A 17,995-nucleotide genomic window follows, 5' to 3' on the forward strand; every position below is an offset into this window, starting at 1 on the left:
CCAGATTCCCAGAGGGGATAAGACCAAAGCGCACATAAAATCTGCGGCATTATATACTCCCGTTCCTGAAACGGAAACGAACCATTGCCGCACCCCCGCGCACGCACCGGACCGCCCATGCTCCCCAAGAACCCGATTCTCGGCCTCTGCCAGCAAGCCACCTTCATGATCAGCGCCGCCAAGGTCGATCAGTGCCCGGCCGACGAGGGGCTGGAAGTCGCCTTCGCCGGTCGCTCGAACGCCGGCAAGTCCAGCGCGCTGAACACCCTGACCCATGCCAACCTGGCGCGCACCTCAAAGACGCCGGGACGCACGCAGCTGCTCAACTTCTTCCGCCTCGACGACGAGCGCCGTCTGGTCGACCTGCCCGGCTACGGCTATGCCAAGGTACCGATTCCGCTCAAGCAGCACTGGCAACGCCATCTGGAAGCCTACCTGGGCAGCCGCGAGAGCCTGGCCGGGGTATTCCTGATGATGGATATCCGCCATCCGCTGACCGAGTTCGACCGCATGATGCTGGATTGGTCGAGCGCCAGTCAGATGCCGCTGCACATCCTGCTGACCAAATCCGACAAGCTTGCCTTCGGCGCCGCCAAGACCGCCCTGCTGACGATCCAGCATGACGTGCGCAAGCAGTGGGGCGACGCGGTGAGCGTGCAGCTGTTCTCCGCACCCAAGCGCCAGGGCGTGGAACAGGCGCAGCAGGTGCTGGCCGACTGGCTGGGACTACTCGAGGAACAGCCTGAAGCCTGAAACCGCTGCCGGCCGCATGCGCACAAAAAAGCCCCGACAATGCGGGGCTTGTGCGGCCGGCGAAGCGGCTCAGGCGTCGCAGGACGCCTGATAGGCCGCCGCGTCGAGCAGCTTGTCCAGTTCCGCCTTGTCGCTGGGCCGCAGACGGAAGAACCAGCTGCCGTACGGATCGCTGTTGACCTGCTCGGGCGAATCGGCCAGCGCCTCGTTGATCGCGATCACCTCGCCGGAAACCGGCGCATAGATGTCCGACGCCGCCTTCACCGATTCCACCACGCCGGCCTCCTGGCCCGCCGCAAGCTGGCCGCCGACTTCCGGCAGCTCGACGTAGACCACGTCGCCCAACGCCTGCTGGGCATGATCGGAGATACCGACGGTGACGCTGCCATCCGCTTCGAGGCGGGCCCACTCATGGCTGGCGGCGTAACGCAGGTCGCTTGGGATTTCGCTCATTCGTATTGTCCTCGAGGCTGTCCAGTGCAGACACGCTAAGCCATCGCGCGAAGCGGTCGCCAGAATTTACACCAGTACCTTGCCGTTGCGCACGAAGGTCGGCTGCACGACGCGCACCGGATACCATTTGCCGCGGATTTCCACTTCCGCACGCTCTCCGGTGGCCGCGGGAACGCGTGCGAGCGCGATCGACTTGCCAAGCGTAGGCGAAAAACTGCCGCTGGTGATCTCGCCGTCACCCACCCCAGTCACCCGCACCACCTGATGGGCGCGCAGCACACCACGCTCCTCCATGACCAGGCCGACCAGCCGCGGCAGGTCATCGCTGGACTTCTGCCGTTCGAGCGCAGCGCGCCCGACGAACTCGCGCGCCGTCGGCTCCCAGGCGATGGTCCAGCCGAGGTTCGACGACAGCGGCGAAACCTCCTCGCTCATGTCCTGACCATACAGATTCAGGCCCGCTTCCAGGCGCAGGGTGTCCCGCGCGCCCAAACCGATCGGCGGAATGCCGGCGCCGACCAGCTCGGTGAAGAAGCCGGTGATCTGCTCGGCCGGCAGGATGATCTCCAGGCCGTCCTCGCCGGTGTAGCCGGTGCGCGCGATGAACCAGTCGCCCTGGGCCAGGCCGTGAAATGGTTTGAGATCCTGAATCAGCGCGGCACGCGGCTGGTCGACCAGCTCGGCGGTACGCGCGCGCGCATGCGGCCCCTGGATCGCCAGCATCGCCAGCTGCTCGGCACGCTCGCGAATTTCCACCTGGAATCCATCGGCCTGCGCCTGCAGCCAGGCCAGGTCCTTGTCGTGCGTGCTGGCATTGACTACCAGACGGTAACCCCAGTCGGTGAGGTAGACGATCAGGTCGTCGACCACACCGCCGCGCTCGTTGAGCATGGTGCTGTACAGCGCCCGGCCGACGTGCCGCAGGCGCGCCACGTCGTTGGCCAGCAGTCGCTGCAGATAGGGCATGGCCTGCGGTCCGGCGACATCGATGACGGTCATGTGCGAGACATCGAACACTCCGCACTCACGCCGCACCTGCTGATGTTCCTCGACCTGTGAGCCGTAATGCAGCGGCATGTCCCAGCCGCCGAAATCGACCATCTTGGCCCCGAGCGCAAGGTGCTGAGCGTAGAGGGGAGTACGCTGACCCATAGGTTTCTCCTTCCGGGCAGGTCGCCGAAACGGCCTTGTAAAGCCTGACTGAGCCGGTTGCGCAGCGAGCTGCCGGCGTTCGAATGGCGCGCATTGTAGCCCCAAGGTTGTGACAGGTCACGGCAGCCCGACGCCGTGCCGGGCGTACGCGCGAACGCCCCGCAGGGCGGCGTTCTAGCCCCTGGCCGAGCGGCGGATCAGCAGGATCACCGGCAGCAGGCCGACCAGCACCAGCGTCAGCGCCGGCAGCGCGGCGCGCGCCCACTCGCCCTCGCTGGTCATCTCGAAGATGCGCACTGCCAGGGTGTCCCAGCCGAACGGACGCATCAGCAGGGTTGCCGGCATTTCCTTGAGTACGTCGACGAACACCAGTAGCGCGGCACTCAGCGTGCCGGGCAGCAGCAGTGGCAAATAGACTCGCAGGAACAGCGCCGGACCACCTACGCCGAGGCTGCGCGACGCCTGCGGCAGCGACGGACGAATGCGCGCCAGACTGCTTTCCAGCGGGCCGAAGGCCACCGCCATGAAGCGCACCAGATAGGCCAGCAGCAACGCGCCGAGGCTGCCGAGCAGCACCGGCTTGCCGGCACCGCCCAGCCAATCGGACAGCGGAATCACCAGATGCCGATCCAGATAACTGAACGCCAGCATGATCGCCACCGCCAGTACCGAGCCCGGCAGCGCGTAACCCAGATTGGCCAGCCCGACAGCCGTACGAATCGCGCGTACCGGCGCCTGACGGCGGGCGAACGCCAGCAGCAGCGCGGTGCTGACGGTGATCAGCGCGGCCAGCCCGCCGAGGTAGAGCGTGTGCAGAATCAGCCCGGTGTAACGCTCGTCGAGATCGAAGCGGCCGCGCTGCCAGAACCACGCCAGCAACTGCAGCACCGGGACGACGAACGCACAGAGGAACACCAGCCCGCACCAGGCGCTGGCGGCGAATGCCTTGAAACCGCGCAGCGGATACAGCGCCACCGTGCTGGCGCGCTCACTCGCCGGGCGCGCCGCACCGCGGGCGCGGCGTTCGCCATAGAGCACCAGCATCACCGCCAGCAGCAGCAGACTGGCCAGCTGGGTGGCGCTGGTGAGGCTGAAGAAGCCGTACCAGGTCTTGTAGATTGCGGTGGTGAAGGTATCGAAGTTGAACACCGAGACCGCACCGAAATCGGCCAGCGTTTCCATCACCGCCAGCGCCAGCCCGGCCCCGATCGCTGGGCGCGCCATCGGCAACGCCACAGTCCAGAAGGCCCGCCAGGGCGACTGACCAAGCACGCGCGCCGCCTCCATCAGGCCGCGTCCCTGGGCGAGAAACGCCGAGCGCGCCAGCAGGTAGACATAGGGATAGAACACCAGCACCAGCACCACGATCACCCCGCTGGTGGAGCGCACCCGCGGAAATCGAATGCCGCTGCCGAACCATTCGCGCGCCAGCGTCTGCACCGGTCCGGCGAAGTCGAGCAGGCCGATGAAGACGAACGCCAGCACATAGGCGGGAATCGCGAAGGGCAGCATCAACGCCCAGTCCAGCCAGCGCCGCCCGGGGAATTCGCAAAGCGAGGTCAACCAGGCCAGGCTGACGCCCAGCACCGTGACACCCAGGCCGACGCCGAGCAGCAGCGTCAGCGTATTGCCCAGCAGCCGCGGCATCTGGGTATCCCACAGGTGCGACCAGATCTCCCGGTCGATGTCATGCCAGCTGAACAGCAGAACGCTCAGCGGCAGCAGCACCAGCGCCGCGACGGCGAAAGTGATCGGGTACCAGCGGTGCTCGACGGAGTGGGACACGCAAGCCTCGGATGGGGAAAAGACAACGCCCCGGATCAACCGGGGCGTCGAGTATAACCGTAGCGGCGAGGCGGACGGCGCGTGCTGTCTGATCTCAGCCGCGCACCGCCCGCGCCGTACCGCGCGGCAGCATTACCGCCAGCCGGCGCGGTCCATCAGCTTGATCGCCTCGGCCTGACGCTTGCCGGCCACTTCGACCGGAATGCTGTCGGCCTTGAACTCACCCCAGGCGGCCACCTCGGCGGACGGCTTCACCTGCGGGTTGGCCGGGTATTCCATGTTGATGTCGGCGAAAATGCTCTGCGCCTCGGCGCCGGTCATCCACTCCACCAGCTTGCGCGCCGCGTCCGGGTTCGGCGCGTGCTTGGTCAGACCGATACCGGAGAGGTTCACGTGCACGCCGCGATCCTGCTGGTTCGGCCAGAACAGCTTGGCCTTGAGTGCCGGATTCTCCTGATGCAGGCGGCCGTAGTAATAGGTGTTGACGATGCCGACATCGCACTGACCGGCGTCGATGGCCTGGATCAGCGCGGTGTCATCGGCGAAGACGTCGGTCGCCAGGTTGTCGACCCAGCCCTTGATGATCTGCTCGGTCTTCTCGGCGCCATGCGTCTCGATCAGCGTGGCGGTCAGCGACTGGTTGTAGACCTTCTTGCTGGTGCGCAGGCACAGACGGCCGTCCCATTTGTCGTCAGCCAGGGCTTCGTAAGTGCTCAGCTCGCCGTCCTTGACCCGCTCCGGCGAGTAGACGATGGTGCGCGCGCGCAGCGACAGACCGGTCCAGGCATCGTTGGACGAGCGGTACTGCGACGGGATGTTCTGCTTGACCACCGCGGAATTCAGCGGCTGCAGCAGGCCCATTTCCTCGGCCTGCCAGAGGTTGCCACCATCGACGGTGAGCAGCAGGTCCGCCGGCGTGTTCTCGCCTTCGGCCTTGATCCGGGCCATCAGCGGCGCTTCCTTGTCGGTGATGAACTTCACCGCGACGCCACTCTGCTTGGTGTAGGCGTCGAACACGGGCTTGATCAGCTCGTCGATGCGCGACGAGTAGACCACCACTTCATCGGCAGCCTGGACAGCGCTCGACAGCGCAGTGAGTGCCAGCGCGGCGAGTAAACCTTTGCTTACCTGCATGAATCAGCCTCTTGTTTGGTCCGGATAGAGGCCGAATAGTAGTGACTCCCATTTAGTTTCTCAATGCGACAATGCGCGCATGTAGCTTTTCGTTACCCCTTGCGCGCTCAGCGGCGTGCCAGCTGCGGAAGATCGCCACTCAGGCCCAGCGCCTGACGCACGAACAGCGCCTTGACCTCCGGCAGTGCCTCGGCGCTCTTCAGCCCGGCATTGCGCAGCCAGCGCAGCGGCAGCTGATCGGTCTGGAACAGGCGCTCGAATCCTTCCATCGCCGCCATCATCGCCAGGTTGTGCGGCATGCGCCGGCGCTCGAAACGGCTGAGCACGCGCAGGTCGGCCGGCCGCTCGCCGCGCGCCAGCGCCGCCTGCAGCACCTCGGCCAGCACGGCGGCATCCAGCAGGCCGAGGTTCACACCCTGGCCGGCCAGCGGATGGATGGTGTGCGCGGCATCGCCGATCAACGCCAGCCCGGCGCGCACGTAACGCTTGGCATGCCGCTGACGCAGCGGAATGCACAGCCGCGGGTCGACTTCCAGCACCTCGCCCAGACGCTGTTCGAAAGCCCGTCCCAGCGCCGCACGGAAGGTTTCGTCATCGAGCGCCATCAGGCGCCTGGCCTCGTCCGCGGTGGCCGACCAGACGATCGAGCACCAGTGCTCGTCGCCGTCCCGCTGCAACGGCAGGAACGCCAGCGGTCCGTTGTCGGTGAAGCGCTGCCAGGCGGTACGCTGGTGTGCCTCGGCACAGCGCACGCTGGTGACGATGGCATGGTGAAAGTAATCCCACTCGCGCGTCTCGCAGCCGGCCAAACGGCGCACCGCCGAGTTCGCACCGTCGGCAGCGACCACCAGCGGCGCGCGCAGCTGCCGACCATCGCTGAAGGTGAGCTGCCAGCCGTCCTCGACCTCGTGCAGTTGCTCCAGTCGCGCGTCGGCGATCAGCTCGGCTGTGCCGCGTGCCCGCAGCGCTTCGAGCAGGGCATCCTGCACCACGCGGTTCTCGACGATATGGCCAAGCACCTCGGCGTGCACGGTCGCCGCGCTGAAATGAATTTGCCCGGTGCCCGAGCCATCCCACACGCGCATGTCGCCGTAGGGACTGGCGCGCCGGGCGGCAATACCGGCCCAGGCGCCGACGCGCTCGAGGATGCGCTGACTGGCGGCGGAGAGCGCACTGACCCGCGGTTCAAACGCGCCCTGCGCATCGAACGGCGCCAGCGTCAGCGGGCCGGCATCGGCAATCGCGACCTTCAGCCCGCTGCCTTCAAGCGCCAGGGCCAGCGTGCTGCCGACCATTCCCGCGCCGACGATGATCAGATCCGCTTGCATCGCTACTCTCCCGGGCTGCCGCGGCTGCGGCGTGAATCTAGGTGGAATGACAGGACCGCCGCGTGCGACCTAGCCGACGCGCGTGCCCAGCCCCATCGCCTGACGGGCGAACCAGTGCTTGGCTGGGGGCAGCAGGTCGAGCCCGAGCAGGCCGAGGCCCCGCCCGGTGGACATCAGCGCAGCCGAGTCGCCGAACAGCCGGGTGACCTGATCGGAGAAACCGACGGTCAGCAGCTGGTCGCGCTGCTGGCGCTCGGCATAGCCGCGCAGCACCGCGAGATCACCGAGCTCAGCCGGGCTGGCGAGCAACGCGGCGCTCAGTGCATCCACATCGCGCAGTGACAGGTTGTAGCCCTGTCCGGCAATCGGGTGCAGGCTGTGCGCGGCATTGCCCAGCACCACCAGTCCGGCACGCACCTGCTCCTCGGCCTCGACCAGCGCCAGCGGATACAGATGCCGCGTACCGACCTGGCGGAACGCGCCGAGGCGATAGCCGAACGCCTGCTGCAGCTCGGCGAGGAACTGCACTTCGGGCAGCGCTGCCAACCGCGCCGCCTCTGCTGGCGGACGCGTCCAGACCAGCGCACAGCGGTTGTCGCGCACCGGCAGCAGCGCCATCGGCCCGTCCGCGGTGAAACGTTCGAAGGCCAGCCCGTCATGCGCACGCGCCGGACTGACATTGGCGATCAGCGCGCTCTGGCCGTAGGAGCGACGCTCGACATGGATACCCAGCTGCTCGCGCAGACCGGAGCGGCCGCCATCGGCCAATACCGCCAGCGCGCAATCCAGCTCTCGTCCGTCGGCCAGCGTCAGGCGATAGCCGTCCTCGGTCGGCTGCAGCTTCTGCACCTCGGCCGGGCAGTCGCGCAGCACCACCCGCTCGTCCAGCGCGTGCCACAGGCAATGGCCGATCCAGGCGTTCTCGACCACATAGCCCAGCGCCTCCACGCCCTCGTCGACGGCATCCAGTCGCGCGGCAGCGAAGCGCCCGCGCTCGGATACGTGGATCCGGCGGATCGGCTCGGCACGCTCGGAGATCCGCGGCCACACGCCAAGCCGCTGATAGATCAGTCGAGTGCCCCAGGACAGCGCCGTGGAACGCGCGTCATAGCTCGGCTGGTATTCGTGCCCCGGCTGAAACGGCTCGATCAGGTGGATCCGCCAGCCCCGCTCGCGCGCGCCATCCTGCAACGCCAGCGCCAGGCTGGCGCCGACCAGGCCACCACCGATGATCGCCAGGGTCTGCATGTCAGGCGACCTGCTCGCGCGCGGCGGCCATTAGCGCCTCGATTTCGGCGACGCTCTTCGGCACGCCGCTGGTGAGAATCTCGCAGCCAGTCTGGGTGACCACCACGTCATCCTCGATGCGCACGCCGATGCCGCGCCACTTCTTGGCCACGTTCTGGTTGTCGGTGGCAATGTAGATGCCCGGCTCTACGGTCATCGCCATGCCCGCTTCGAGCACGCGCCATTCGCCGCCGATCTTGTAGTCGCCGACGTCGTGCACATCCATGCCCAGCCAGTGGCCGGCGCGATGCATATAGAAAGGTTTGTAGGCCTCGCTGGCGATCAGTTCGTCGACCTCGCCCTGCAACAGCCCCAGCTCCACCAGCCCGGCGGTGATCACCCGCACCGTAGCTTCGTGCGCCTCGTTCCAATGCTTGCCGGGCGCGATGTGCTTGAAAGCTTCTTCGTTGGCCTTGAGCACCAGCTCGTAGATGGCCTTCTGCTCGGGCGAGAACTTGCCGCTGACCGGGAAGGTGCGGGTGATGTCGCTGGCGTAGCAGTCGATCTCACAGCCGGCATCGATCAACACCAGATCGCCGTCCTTGAGCGGCGCATCGTTCTCGCGGTAATGCAGGATGCAGGCGTTCCTGCCTGCGGCGACGATGCTGCCGTAGGCCGGCATCTTCGCCCCACCCTTGCGGAACTCGTAGTCCAGTTCGGCTTCCAGGTGGTATTCGAACAGCCCGGCGCGGCTGGCCTGCATCGCACGGATGTGCGCACGCGCGGAAATCTCCGCGGCGTGCTTCATCACCTTCACCTCGTTGCTCGACTTGTACAGGCGCATGTCGTGCAGCAGGTGATCGAGCGCGACAAACTCGCTTGGCGGCTGCGCGCCCTGGCGGGCCTTGGCGCGGATGGTCTTGATCCACTCCATGAGCCGGTGATCGAAGGCCTCGTTGGTGCCGATGGCGTAGTAGACGCGCTCGCGCCCTTCGATCAGGCCGGGGAGGATGTCGTCGATATCGCCGATGGGGAAAGCGTCGTCGGCGCCGTAGGTCTTGATGGCGCCGTCCTGACCGGCGCGCAGGCCGTCCCACAGCTCACGCTCGGGATCGCGCTCGCGGCAGAACAGCACGTATTCACCGTGCTCGCGCCCCGGGATCAGGGCGATCACCGCCTCCGGCTCGGGAAAGCCGGAGAGGTACTGGAAATCACTGTCCTGGCGGTAGACATGCTCGACATCGCGGTTGCGGATATACATCGGCGCGGCGGGCAGGATGGCGATGCTGTTGGGTTCCATCTGCGCCATCAGCGCCGTGCGCCGACGGGCGAATTCCGACTTCGGGATGCGGGTCATGGGGCGGGAGACTTCCTCAGTGCAGGGACGGTTTGGCCGCCGGTTCGAGCGGCTTGGCGCATTCGGTGAACAGCAATACGGGGGCGACGCGCAGGTACTCCATGACCTCCATGTAATCGCTCTCACCTTCTTCGGACTCTTCCAGGGCATCCTGGATCTGCGCGATGGCGGACAGATCCTGCAGCACCTCCATCGCTTCGGCGCTCAAGGCGCGATCACCGGCGATCAGCCCGAAGCCAGCGAGAAAGCCCTGGCACCACTGCCCCAGAGCCACCGCACGCTCGGCCAGCGGTGCGTCGTCGTTGGGCAGCAGCAGCACGACGGCGATGTCCTCGCCGGCCAGCTCGCCCTTGACCATCTCCTGCAGGCCGATCAGCGCCTGCCGAACACTGCCTTCGGGCATCTCGCCAAGCAGATCGGCGGCATCAGCCAGCCAGGGCTCGACCGCGAAGTCGGCGCCGGCGCAACTGCGCCCCAGCAGCAGGCCGTGCAGTTCGGCGGGGGAAACGGCTTGGGCGCTGCCCGCCAGCAAGGTGGCGAAGGCGGCGTAGGGGGAATTCTGAATCGACATGGGCGGCTAGGCGCACGGGGGCGCAATGACTAGAATGAAGGCCTCGTATCCTAGCACCGGCGGCCGAGACAAGACCATCGGCGCCCGCAGGAACCAGCCCCGCGCGCCATAGGAAGCCCATGGAAGACGCCGATCTGCGATTGCTGACCGCCAAGCTGGAACAACTGCTCCAGCGCATCGAGCAGCTCAAGGCACAGAACCACCTGCTGCTGGCCAACGAGCGGGCCTGGCGCGAAGAGCGCGCTCATCTGATCGAAAAGAACGAATTGGCCCGGCTGAAGGTCGAATCGATGATTTCGCGCCTGAAAGCCCTGGAGCAGGACTCATGACCCAGCCGAACACCACCACCGTGCACATCATGGACAAGGAATATTGCATTTCCTGTCCGGCCGAAGAACGCAGCAATCTGGAAAACGCCGCGCGCTATCTGGATCGCAAGATGCGCGAGATTCGCAGCAGCGGCAAAGTTATCGGCGCCGACCGCGTGGCGGTGATGGCCGCACTGAACATCACCCACGAATTGCTGCATCGCAACGATCGCCTGGACGCCGAAGCCAGCAGCGCCCGCGAGCATGTGCGCATGCTGCTGGAGCGCGTGGACAGCGCCCTGGCCGCCGACCCGAATCCCGGCAGCTGATGAACGGTCGACAGATTGAGGTATAATCCGCGCCACTCCCTGGCATGTTTGCCAGTCGGCGATGACCCTCTCCCGATAAGCAATACCACGGAGGCTACAAGTGGGACCGGTGTGCATGTCCGCCTGACGGAAAGCCTGAAGGTTCTCTGTAGTCGCCACCTTGAACTCTCGGGTTCAAGGGCCTACGCCGGCAGCGGCATGCTGGGGAGTCTTTTTTCATGATCGCAGCGGAAGGCCTCACACGCACCGCGCTGCGCCGCAAATTGCGTGAAGCACGCCGGGCGCTTTCGCCCGCCGAGCAACGCCTCGCCGCCCGCCGCCTGTACCGCCAACTGGCCCAGCATCCGCTGTTTCGCCGGGCGCGGCATATTGCGCTGTATCTGCCCAACGATGGCGAGATCGACCCTCGACCGCTGCTGCGCGAAGCCCAGCGTCGCGGCAAGGCGACCTACCTGCCGATACTCAATCCCTGGCCACGGACGCGTATGGTGTTTCAGCAGGTAAGTGCCGGCGAACAGCTCAAGCCGAACCGTTTCGGCATTGCCGAACCACGACACTGCGCCAAACGACAGCGCGCCGCGTGGACGCTCGATCTGTTGCTGATGCCGCTGGTGGGGTTCGACGAGAGAGGTGGGCGCCTCGGAATGGGCGGCGGGTTTTACGATCGCAGCCTGGCGTATCGCTTCAGGCGCAAAAAAAGTCACAAACCGACCCTATTGGGCCTTGCGCATGAGTGTCAGAAGGTGGATCGGCTGACGCTGGCCAGCTGGGATGTACCGCTACAGGCCACGGTGACAGACCGGCGCTGGTACGCGCGATAAGGTTTCCTGCGCCGCATCCGTGCGGCGCATTCTTCAGCGACTCTGCTGCTGGACGACAGGCGCGACGCTGGCGTCGCTCTGGCGTTCCCAGAGGCTCTGCGTGTAGCCCGTGGTGACTACGCCGAGTCCGAAGATAAGTACCAATACCCAAAGAATGTCTGGCTTGCGCTTCATCTGATCGCCTCCCCCTGCCAGGCGAATCTGCCGTCGAGTTGACGTGCTTTATCGTTCTAGAGCCCGATACGCCACTCAACAGCCGCGGCATTTTCCGTTAAGCATCGAGCGGGCGCAAACCTGCGTTGCCACCGACCGTCGGGGAAATTTGCCATCATGGCCTTATCGAACCGCCGAGGGGAGAGCAAACTCCATGCCGTATTGGTTAATGAAGTCCGAACCGGATGAATTTTCCATCCTTGATCTCGAAAAACAGCACCAGGCGCGCTGGGATGGCGTGCGCAACTACCAGGCGCGCAACTTCCTGCGTGCGATGGCCGAAGGCGACCTGTTCTTCTTCTACCATTCCAGCTGCGCGGTGCCGGCGATCGCCGGCATCGGCCGCATTGTCCGCCCGGCCTATGCCGATCCGACGGCGCTGCAGCCCGACAGCCCTTATTTCGACGCCAAGGCCAGCGCGGAGAAGAATGCCTGGAGCGCGGTCGACGTCGCCTTCGTCGAGCGTTTCGCCACGCCGATCACGCTGACGCGGCTCAAGGCCGAGGCCGCACTTGCGCAACTGCCGCTGGTACAAAAGGGCAGCCGGCTTTCGGTCATGCCGGTCAGCCCCGCCGAATGGGCCGCCGTACTCGCACTGCGTTGAGCAAGCGGCTCACTGGATGATCAGGTTGTTGAACAACAGGTCCTCCACCAGCGGCTGCCCCTCCTCCTGAGTGAGAACCTCGCGCACCTGCTTCAATGCTTCCTGGCGCAGTTTTTCCTTGGCCTCGACGCTGCCGAGGCTCTCATCGGTCTGCTGCGAGAAGAGCATGACCAGCTGATTGCGGATCAGCGGTTCATGATGCTTGACCTTGTCCTCGGCCTCCTTGCTGGCAATGCGCAGCGCGACGTCCGCCTTGTAGTACTTGAGCCGCTCGCCGGAGCCGTAGTTACCGACCATCGCCGGTACCAGCGCGTAATAGAGCGTTTGCGGACCTGCCTCTTCGGCAACGGGGGAATTGGCCATGACCGGCGCGGCCAGCGTCAGGGCGATGAAAAGAAACAGAATGCGCTTCACGGTGCTGCTCCGCAGGAATCGGCCGCCAGCATAACCAGAGCCAGGCCTCGACCCAAGCCCCCGCTTATACGCCGGCATTACAGGGGGCGATGCTCGTTGTACCCCGGTACTAGCCTTCTAGACTGCATGGCGCGGTAACCGCGACTACGCGGCGCTGCGCGCGCCATCCGCTCATCACGAAGGAAATCCGATGAAAGCTGTCCTGTGCAAAAGCTTCGGCCCGGCCGAGAACCTCGTCGTCGAGGAAGTCGCCAGCCCGACGCCCAAACCCAACGAGATCCTCCTCGACGTCCACGCCGCCAGCGTCAATTTTCCCGACACCCTGATCATCGAAGGCAAATACCAGTTCAAGCCGCCGCTGCCGTTCTCACCCGGCGGTGAGGCGGCCGGCGTGGTTGCTGCGATTGGCGCCAAGGTCAGCCATCTAAAGGTCGGCGACCGGGTCATGGGACTGACCGGCTGGGGCAGCTTCGCCGAGCAGGTGGCGGTACCGGCGTACAACGTGCTGCCGATTCCGGCGCAGATGGACTTCGCCACCGCGGCCGCCTTCGGCATGACCTACGGCACCTCGATGCATGCGCTCAAGCAGCGCGCCAACCTGCAACCGGGCGAAACCCTGCTGGTACTCGGTGCGGCCGGCGGAGTCGGCCTGGCGGCGGTAGAGATCGGCAAGGCAATGGGTGCCCGAGTGATTGCCGCCGCTTCCAGCGCCGAGAAACTGGACGTGGCGAAGCAGGCCGGCGCCGACGAACTGATCAACTACAGCGCCGAGAGCCTGCGCGACCGGCTCAAGGAGCTGACCGGTGGTCAGGGCGTGGACGTGATCTACGATCCGGTCGGCGGCCAGCTGTTCGAGGAGGCGTTTCGCAGCATTGCCTGGAACGGCCGCATGCTGGTGGTGGGGTTCGCCGCTGGGGGCGATATTCCGGCGCTGCCGGCCAACCTGCCGCTGCTCAAGGGTGCGGCGCTGGTCGGTGTGTTCTGGGGCGCGTTCGCCCAGCGTCAGCCGCAGGACAATGCCGCCAACTTCGAACAACTGTTTGCCTGGCATGCCGAAGGCCGACTGCGGCCGCTGATCTCGCAACGCTTTGCCCTGGAGCAGACCGCCGCGGCGATCGCCCAGCTCGGGCAGCGAAAGGCGGTGGGCAAGCTGGTGGTGCAGGTACGCTGACGGGCCGGCGGCGGACGAGAGTGGCTGGCCAGCTGGCGAGCCACTACGCCCGCGCGGCAACGGATCAGTGCTGGGACTGTCCGGCCTCTTGCTGCATGCGCGCCATTTCCTGGGCGTAGAGCGCATCGAAGTTCACCGGAGCCAACATCAGCGCCGGGAACGAGCCGCGGGTAACCAGGCTGTCCAGGGTTTCACGGGCGTAGGGGAACAGGATGTTCGGGCAGAAGGCGCCGAGCGTGTGGCTCATGGACGCAGCGTCCAGGCCCTTGATCAGGAAGATGCCGGCCTGCTGCACTTCGGCGATGAAGGCGACTTCTTCGCCGGTCTTGACGGTGACCGAGAGCGTCAGCACCACTTCATGGAAATCGCCTTCCAGCGCCTTCTGCCGGGTGTTCAGGTCCAGCGAGACGCCGGGATTCCACTCCTGGCGGAAGATTTCCGGGCTCTTCGGCGCCTCGAACGAGAGGTCGCGAACATAGATGCGCTGCAGGGAGAATTGCGGTCCCTGCTCGTTCTGCGCCGCAGCGCCGTTGTTTGCTTGTTCGGTCATATCTGAGCCTTCTGTTGTGCGTGTCGTATTAGAGGTGCCTGGCGGCGGTCACGCCTGCAGCAACGGATCGAGCCGGCCGGCGCGCTCCAGCGCAACGAGGTCGTCACAGCCACCGATGTGCCGCTCGCCGATCCAGATCTGCGGCACCGATGTACGCCCGGCCTTGCTGGCCATCTCGGCGCGCAGCGTCGGGTTGCCGTCGACGGGAATTTCTTCGTAGGCCACGTTCTTGCTGTCCAGCAACGCCTTGGCGCGCAGGCAGTACGGACACCAGGCGGTGGTATAGATGACGACGTTGGGCATGTTCACTTGACCACGGGGAGGTTGTCGCCGCGCCAGCTGGAAATCCCGCCCGCCAGCTTGACGGCAGTGAAGCCCGCCTTCTGAAGCTCACGGCAGGCCGTTCCGGCGTGCTGGCCCATAGCATCGACCACGATGAGCGTCTTGGCCTTGTGCTTTTCCAGCTCGCTGGTGCGGCTGACCAGCTTGTCGTGCGGAATGTTCAATGCATCGACGATGTGGCCGGTGTCGAACTCCTTCTTCGGCCGCACGTCCAACACCACGCCTTCGCCACTGTTGACCAGCGCGGTCAGCTCGCGGGTACTCAGGCTCTTGCCACCCTTGCGGGCCTCGGTAATGGCCAGCAGGACCAGCAGCGCCACGAAGATCGTGACGAGTACATAGTGGTTAGAGGCAAATTCAATCAGGTTAGCGAGCATCAACAGGTACCCAGGCGATAAAATGCGGGCCAGTATACACAGGCCCCCAGCCCGGCTGAACCCTGCCCAATCGTGACCTCGGCCCGGCCAGCCAGTAGACTGGCGGCCTTTTTTACCCCGCCCTTCGCAAGGAGCCCGAACGCATGTCTGCCGTGCCTACCGCCGTGCCCAAACCCCTGGTTCTGATCATTCTCGACGGCTTCGGACACAGCGACAGTCCCGAGTTCAACGCCATTCATGCGGCCAACACCCCGGTCTACGATCGTCTGCGCGCCACCCAGCCGCACGGCCTGATCTCCGGCAGCGGCATGGACGTCGGCCTGCCGGACGGGCAGATGGGCAATTCCGAGGTCGGCCACATGAACCTCGGTGCCGGCCGCGTGGTGTATCAGGACTTCACGCGCGTCACCAAGGCGATCCGCGACGGCGAGTTTTTCGCCAATCCGGCCATTTGCAGCGCGGTAGACAAGGCGGTCGCCGCCGGTAAAGCGGTGCACATCCTCGGCTTGCTTTCCGACGGCGGCGTGCACAGCCATCAGGATCATCTGGTCGCGATGGCCGAACTGGCGGCCCAGCGCGGCGCCGAGAAGATCTACCTGCACGCCTTCCTCGACGGCCGCGACACGCCGCCGAAAAGCGCCCAGAGCTCGATCGAGCTGCTCGATGCAACCTTCGCCCGCCTCGGCAAGGGCCGCATCGCCAGCGTGATCGGGCGCTACTTCGCGATGGATCGTGACAATCGCTGGGACCGCGTCGAGCAGGCCTATCGGCTGATCGTCGATGGCGCGGCCGAATACCGCGCCACCTCTGCTGTGGACGGCCTGAACGCCGCCTACGCGCGCGGCGAAAGCGACGAGTTCGTCAAGGCCACCGCCATCGGCGAAGCGGTACGCGTGGAGGACGGCGATGCTGTGGTGTTCATGAACTTCCGCGCCGACCGCGCGCGCGAGCTGACCCGCACCTTCGTCGAGCCCGATTTCAAGGAGTTCCAGCGCGCCCGCGTGCCGCAGCTGGCCGGCTTCGTCATGCTGACCCAGTACGCCGCGAGCATTCCGGCGCCGGCTGCCTTCGCTCCGGAAGCGCTGACCAACGTGCTCGGCGAATACCTGGCCAAGAACGGCAAGACCCAGCTGCGCATCGCCGAGACCGAGAAGTACGCGCACGTGACCTTCTTCTTCTCCGGCGGCCGCGAGGAGCCGTTCGAGGGCGAGGAGCGCATCCTGATTCCGTCGCCGCAGGTCGCCACCTATGACCTGCAACCGCAGATGAGCGCACCGGAAGTCACCGACCGCATCGTCGACGCCATCGAGAACCAGCGTTACGACGTCATCATCGTCAACTACGCCAACGGCGACATGGTCGGCCATACCGGCGTGTTCGAGGCCGCGGTCAAGGCAGTCGAATGCCTCGACCACTGCGTCGGACGTATCGTCGCCGCGCTGGACAAGGTCGGCGGCGAAGCGCTGCTGACCGCCGACCACGGCAACGTCGAGCAGATGGAAGACGCCATGACCGGCCAGGCGCACACCGCGCATACCTGCGAGCCGGTGCCGTTCATCTATATAGGCAAGCGCAACGTTCGCCTTCGCGAAGGTGGTGTGCTGGCCGATGTGGCGCCGACCATGCTGACCCTGCTGGACATGCCGGTGCCGGCGGAGATGACCGGACGCTCTATCGTCGAACTGAACGACTGAAGGCGGCCAGCGGCGCGCGCACGGTCCGCCCGCCGCTCCGCTCGTCCACCTTTGCCCGCGGTTGCAGCTTGCAGCTTGCAACCGCTTTTTTCGGCATACTACGCCGGTCATAACGCTCGGTTGACGCCCTCCCATGCCTCGCTCCCTTCTCGTTCTCGCCCTCCTCTGCCTGCTCGGCACGGCTAACGCCGACGAACGCGCCGCCGCGCGCCAGCAGATCGAAGCCGCGCGCCAGGACATCACCGAACTGCAGAAGCTGCTCAAGCAGATCGAGCAGGAAAAATCCGGTGTGCAAAAGCAGCTCAAGACCACCGAGAGCGAGATGGGCGAGCTGGAAAAGCAGGTCGATACCCTGCAGCAGGAGATCGACCGCAGCGAGGCGGAGCTGGACCGGCTCAACGAAGAGAAGACCACGCTCGAAGGTGCGCGCATCGAGCAGCAGCGCCTGATCGGCACCCAGGCCCGCGCCGCCTACCAGAACGGTCGCCAGGAATACCTCAAGCTGCTGTTGAACCAGCAGAACCCGGAAAAATTCAGCCGCACCCTCACCTATTACGACTACCTGAACAAGGCCCGTTTCGAGCAGGTGGCGAACTTCAACGAGACGCTGCGCCAGCTGGCCAACGTCGAAGCCGGCATCGAGGAACAGCGCAGCAAGCTGGCGCAACAGCAGGACGGCCTGCGCGAACGCCGCGACCAACTGGCCGAAGTGCGCAAAGAGCGTCAGCAGACGCTCGCCAAACTCAGCAGCGATTTTTCCACCCGCGAACAGAAACTGCAGGCCCGCCGCCAGGAGCAGGCGCAGCTGGAGCGCGTGCTCAAGACCATCGAGGAAACCCTGGCACGGCAGGCGCGCGAGGCCGAGCAGGCCCGTCAGCGTGCGCTGCTTGCCGAGCGCGAGCGCCAGCAGCAACAGCGTCAGGCCGGCGTGAAGGCCACCCCCGGCCCGCTGGTTTCCAGCAGCGGTGCCAGCTTCGGCGGCCCGTTCGCCAAGGCCAAGGGCAAGCTGCCGTGGCCGGTCGACGGCCGTTTGGTCGCCCGTTACGGCACTCCGCGCGGCGGCGACGCTCGAACCAAGTGGGATGGCGTACTGATTGGCGCCGCGGTCGGCAGCCAGGTGCGTGCCGTGCATGGCGGCCGCGTGGTCTTTGCCGACTGGCTGCGCGGTGCCGGCCTGCTGGTGATTCTCGACCACGGCAACGGCTACCTGACGCTGTACGGACATAACCAGAGTCTGCTCAAGGACGCTGGTGATATCGTCAAGGCCGGCGAGCCGATCGCCACCGTGGGAACCAGTGGCGGCCAGGAAGCGGCCGCGCTGTATTTCGCCATCCGCCAGCAAGGCCGCCCCAGCGACCCCGCTCAATGGTGCCGCGCGCAAGGTTAGCGCCGCCCTCACAATTGGAGTTCGA

Annotated in this window: 21 protein-coding genes and 1 other RNA gene; 9 read left to right on the forward strand and 13 right to left on the reverse strand. The window is 65.7% G+C overall.

The window, feature by feature from the left end:
• Nucleotides 1-117: 117 nt before the first annotated feature.
• On the forward strand, nt 118-753 hold the full coding sequence (gene yihA / locus AC0ZJQ_RS18075; RefSeq protein ID WP_008569336.1) for a ribosome biogenesis GTP-binding protein YihA/YsxC: 636 nt from the start codon (nt 118-120) through the stop codon (nt 751-753).
• 69 nt (nt 754-822) lie between these two features.
• Here yihA and gcvH read toward each other — a convergent pair whose 3' ends face one another.
• The 8 genes from gcvH to AC0ZJQ_RS18115 all read right to left on the reverse strand — a co-directional run bounded on the left by gcvH (nt 823) and on the right by AC0ZJQ_RS18115 (nt 9,760).
• Complete coding sequence (gene gcvH, locus AC0ZJQ_RS18080; protein WP_008569335.1) at nt 823-1,206, reverse strand: glycine cleavage system protein GcvH; 384 nt, start codon at nt 1,204-1,206, stop codon at nt 823-825.
• A gap of 66 nt (nt 1,207-1,272) precedes the next feature.
• Complete coding sequence (gcvT, locus tag AC0ZJQ_RS18085; protein ID WP_237262740.1) at nt 1,273-2,358, reverse strand: glycine cleavage system aminomethyltransferase GcvT; 1,086 nt, start codon at nt 2,356-2,358, stop codon at nt 1,273-1,275.
• Between the two features lie 174 nt (nt 2,359-2,532).
• Complete coding sequence (locus AC0ZJQ_RS18090) at nt 2,533-4,143, reverse strand: ABC transporter permease (protein WP_476477060.1); 1,611 nt, start codon at nt 4,141-4,143, stop codon at nt 2,533-2,535.
• 132 nt (nt 4,144-4,275) lie between these two features.
• On the reverse strand, nt 4,276-5,277 hold the full coding sequence (locus AC0ZJQ_RS18095) for an extracellular solute-binding protein (RefSeq protein ID WP_301619356.1): 1,002 nt from the start codon (nt 5,275-5,277) through the stop codon (nt 4,276-4,278).
• Between the two features lie 107 nt (nt 5,278-5,384).
• Complete coding sequence (locus tag AC0ZJQ_RS18100) at nt 5,385-6,605, reverse strand: 2-octaprenyl-3-methyl-6-methoxy-1,4-benzoquinol hydroxylase (protein WP_476477061.1); 1,221 nt, start codon at nt 6,603-6,605, stop codon at nt 5,385-5,387.
• A 69-nt stretch (nt 6,606-6,674) separates the two neighbouring features.
• Nucleotides 6,675-7,853: a 2-octaprenyl-6-methoxyphenyl hydroxylase gene (gene ubiH, locus AC0ZJQ_RS18105; protein WP_476477062.1), complete on the reverse strand. Its 1,179-nt coding sequence runs from the start codon at nt 7,851-7,853 to the stop codon at nt 6,675-6,677.
• Between the two features lies 1 nt (nt 7,854).
• Nucleotides 7,855-9,189 carry a Xaa-Pro aminopeptidase gene (pepP, locus tag AC0ZJQ_RS18110; protein ID WP_155550901.1) on the reverse strand — a complete coding sequence of 445 codons (1,335 nt, stop codon included), beginning with the start codon at nt 9,187-9,189 and terminating at the stop codon, nt 7,855-7,857.
• 16 nt (nt 9,190-9,205) lie between these two features.
• Nucleotides 9,206-9,760, reverse strand: coding sequence for a YecA/YgfB family protein (locus AC0ZJQ_RS18115; protein WP_008569327.1), 555 nt, complete (start codon nt 9,758-9,760; stop codon nt 9,206-9,208).
• Nucleotides 9,761-9,879: 119 nt separating this feature from the next.
• On the opposite strand from AC0ZJQ_RS18115, the gene AC0ZJQ_RS18120 reads away from it, so the two are divergent.
• The 4 genes from AC0ZJQ_RS18120 to AC0ZJQ_RS18135 all read left to right on the forward strand — a co-directional run bounded on the left by AC0ZJQ_RS18120 (nt 9,880) and on the right by AC0ZJQ_RS18135 (nt 11,218).
• A complete protein-coding gene (locus tag AC0ZJQ_RS18120) occupies nt 9,880-10,089 on the forward strand; it encodes a TIGR02449 family protein (protein ID WP_008569326.1) in 210 nt (69 codons plus the stop codon).
• Nucleotides 10,086-10,397 carry a cell division protein ZapA gene (locus AC0ZJQ_RS18125; protein ID WP_008569325.1) on the forward strand — a complete coding sequence of 104 codons (312 nt, stop codon included), beginning with the start codon at nt 10,086-10,088 and terminating at the stop codon, nt 10,395-10,397. The genes AC0ZJQ_RS18120 and AC0ZJQ_RS18125 overlap by 4 nt, the downstream gene beginning before the upstream one ends.
• Nucleotides 10,398-10,430: 33 nt before the next feature.
• Nucleotides 10,431-10,609: non-coding RNA, 6S RNA (ssrS, locus tag AC0ZJQ_RS18130), on the forward strand.
• A gap of 6 nt (nt 10,610-10,615) precedes the next feature.
• Nucleotides 10,616-11,218 (forward strand): 5-formyltetrahydrofolate cyclo-ligase, encoded by a 603-nt coding sequence (locus AC0ZJQ_RS18135; protein WP_167134090.1) that lies wholly within the window; start codon nt 10,616-10,618, stop codon nt 11,216-11,218.
• A 33-nt stretch (nt 11,219-11,251) separates the two neighbouring features.
• On the opposite strand, the gene AC0ZJQ_RS18140 is transcribed toward AC0ZJQ_RS18135, so the two are convergent.
• Nucleotides 11,252-11,392, reverse strand: coding sequence for a hypothetical protein (locus tag AC0ZJQ_RS18140; RefSeq protein WP_008569323.1), 141 nt, complete (start codon nt 11,390-11,392; stop codon nt 11,252-11,254).
• Nucleotides 11,393-11,585: 193 nt separating this feature from the next.
• On the opposite strand from AC0ZJQ_RS18140, the gene AC0ZJQ_RS18145 reads away from it, so the two are divergent.
• Nucleotides 11,586-12,035 (forward strand): EVE domain-containing protein, encoded by a 450-nt coding sequence (locus AC0ZJQ_RS18145; protein ID WP_213662091.1) that lies wholly within the window; start codon nt 11,586-11,588, stop codon nt 12,033-12,035.
• A 9-nt stretch (nt 12,036-12,044) separates the two neighbouring features.
• Here AC0ZJQ_RS18145 and AC0ZJQ_RS18150 read toward each other — a convergent pair whose 3' ends face one another.
• The gene (locus tag AC0ZJQ_RS18150; RefSeq protein WP_476477063.1) at nt 12,045-12,449 is read right to left on the reverse strand and encodes a flagellar basal body-associated protein FliL; all 405 of its coding nucleotides are present in this window, start codon (nt 12,447-12,449) and stop codon (nt 12,045-12,047) included.
• A 190-nt stretch (nt 12,450-12,639) separates the two neighbouring features.
• On the opposite strand from AC0ZJQ_RS18150, the gene AC0ZJQ_RS18155 reads away from it, so the two are divergent.
• A complete protein-coding gene (locus AC0ZJQ_RS18155; protein ID WP_237262749.1) occupies nt 12,640-13,620 on the forward strand; it encodes an NADPH:quinone oxidoreductase family protein in 981 nt (326 codons plus the stop codon).
• 64 nt (nt 13,621-13,684) lie between these two features.
• On the opposite strand, the gene secB is transcribed toward AC0ZJQ_RS18155, so the two are convergent.
• The 3 genes from secB to AC0ZJQ_RS18170 are packed head-to-tail and all read right to left on the reverse strand — an operon-like array spanning nt 13,685 to nt 14,889.
• Nucleotides 13,685-14,170 (reverse strand): protein-export chaperone SecB, encoded by a 486-nt coding sequence (gene secB, locus AC0ZJQ_RS18160; RefSeq protein WP_003286835.1) that lies wholly within the window; start codon nt 14,168-14,170, stop codon nt 13,685-13,687.
• A gap of 48 nt (nt 14,171-14,218) precedes the next feature.
• Nucleotides 14,219-14,473, reverse strand: a complete 255-nt coding sequence (gene grxC, locus AC0ZJQ_RS18165; RefSeq protein ID WP_043295223.1) for a glutaredoxin 3 — start codon at nt 14,471-14,473, stop codon at nt 14,219-14,221.
• A 2-nt stretch (nt 14,474-14,475) separates the two neighbouring features.
• Nucleotides 14,476-14,889: a rhodanese-like domain-containing protein gene (locus AC0ZJQ_RS18170; RefSeq protein WP_008569317.1), complete on the reverse strand. Its 414-nt coding sequence runs from the start codon at nt 14,887-14,889 to the stop codon at nt 14,476-14,478.
• A gap of 143 nt (nt 14,890-15,032) precedes the next feature.
• On the opposite strand from AC0ZJQ_RS18170, the gene gpmI reads away from it, so the two are divergent.
• Together gpmI and AC0ZJQ_RS18180 are read left to right on the forward strand one after the other, a co-directional pair.
• Entirely contained in the window at nt 15,033-16,583 is a 1,551-nt protein-coding gene (gpmI, locus tag AC0ZJQ_RS18175) for a 2,3-bisphosphoglycerate-independent phosphoglycerate mutase (RefSeq protein WP_418651411.1), read from the forward strand.
• 133 nt (nt 16,584-16,716) lie between these two features.
• The gene (locus AC0ZJQ_RS18180; RefSeq protein ID WP_418651412.1) at nt 16,717-17,970 is read left to right on the forward strand and encodes a murein hydrolase activator EnvC family protein; all 1,254 of its coding nucleotides are present in this window, start codon (nt 16,717-16,719) and stop codon (nt 17,968-17,970) included.
• Nucleotides 17,971-17,995 lie beyond the last annotated feature (25 nt).

Source organism: Stutzerimonas sp. 21-1 (genome assembly GCF_056336065.1).

Bases quoted from the DNA above. Each gene is read 5' to 3' on its own strand.
- AC0ZJQ_RS18180 (WP_418651412.1), top strand. From the start codon at position 16,717: ATGCCTCGCTCCCTTCTCGTTCTCGCCCTCCTCTGCCTGCTCGGCACG.
- yihA (WP_008569336.1), top strand. From the start codon at position 118: ATGCTCCCCAAGAACCCGATTCTCGGCCTCTGCCAGCAAGCCACCTTC.
- AC0ZJQ_RS18135 (WP_167134090.1), top strand. From the start codon at position 10,616: ATGATCGCAGCGGAAGGCCTCACACGCACCGCGCTGCGCCGCAAATTG.
- AC0ZJQ_RS18140 (WP_008569323.1), bottom strand. From the start codon at position 11,392: ATGAAGCGCAAGCCAGACATTCTTTGGGTATTGGTACTTATCTTCGGA.
- AC0ZJQ_RS18120 (WP_008569326.1), top strand. From the start codon at position 9,880: ATGGAAGACGCCGATCTGCGATTGCTGACCGCCAAGCTGGAACAACTG.
- AC0ZJQ_RS18125 (WP_008569325.1), top strand. From the start codon at position 10,086: ATGACCCAGCCGAACACCACCACCGTGCACATCATGGACAAGGAATAT.
- AC0ZJQ_RS18100 (WP_476477061.1), bottom strand. From the start codon at position 6,605: ATGCAAGCGGATCTGATCATCGTCGGCGCGGGAATGGTCGGCAGCACG.
- AC0ZJQ_RS18145 (WP_213662091.1), top strand. From the start codon at position 11,586: ATGCCGTATTGGTTAATGAAGTCCGAACCGGATGAATTTTCCATCCTT.
- gpmI (WP_418651411.1), top strand. From the start codon at position 15,033: ATGTCTGCCGTGCCTACCGCCGTGCCCAAACCCCTGGTTCTGATCATT.
- AC0ZJQ_RS18170 (WP_008569317.1), bottom strand. From the start codon at position 14,889: ATGCTCGCTAACCTGATTGAATTTGCCTCTAACCACTATGTACTCGTC.
- grxC (WP_043295223.1), bottom strand. From the start codon at position 14,473: ATGCCCAACGTCGTCATCTATACCACCGCCTGGTGTCCGTACTGCCTG.
- AC0ZJQ_RS18095 (WP_301619356.1), bottom strand. From the start codon at position 5,277: ATGCAGGTAAGCAAAGGTTTACTCGCCGCGCTGGCACTCACTGCGCTG.
- secB (WP_003286835.1), bottom strand. From the start codon at position 14,170: ATGACCGAACAAGCAAACAACGGCGCTGCGGCGCAGAACGAGCAGGGA.
- gcvT (WP_237262740.1), bottom strand. From the start codon at position 2,358: ATGGGTCAGCGTACTCCCCTCTACGCTCAGCACCTTGCGCTCGGGGCC.
- ubiH (WP_476477062.1), bottom strand. From the start codon at position 7,853: ATGCAGACCCTGGCGATCATCGGTGGTGGCCTGGTCGGCGCCAGCCTG.
- pepP (WP_155550901.1), bottom strand. From the start codon at position 9,189: ATGACCCGCATCCCGAAGTCGGAATTCGCCCGTCGGCGCACGGCGCTG.
- gcvH (WP_008569335.1), bottom strand. From the start codon at position 1,206: ATGAGCGAAATCCCAAGCGACCTGCGTTACGCCGCCAGCCATGAGTGG.
- AC0ZJQ_RS18155 (WP_237262749.1), top strand. From the start codon at position 12,640: ATGAAAGCTGTCCTGTGCAAAAGCTTCGGCCCGGCCGAGAACCTCGTC.
- AC0ZJQ_RS18115 (WP_008569327.1), bottom strand. From the start codon at position 9,760: ATGTCGATTCAGAATTCCCCCTACGCCGCCTTCGCCACCTTGCTGGCG.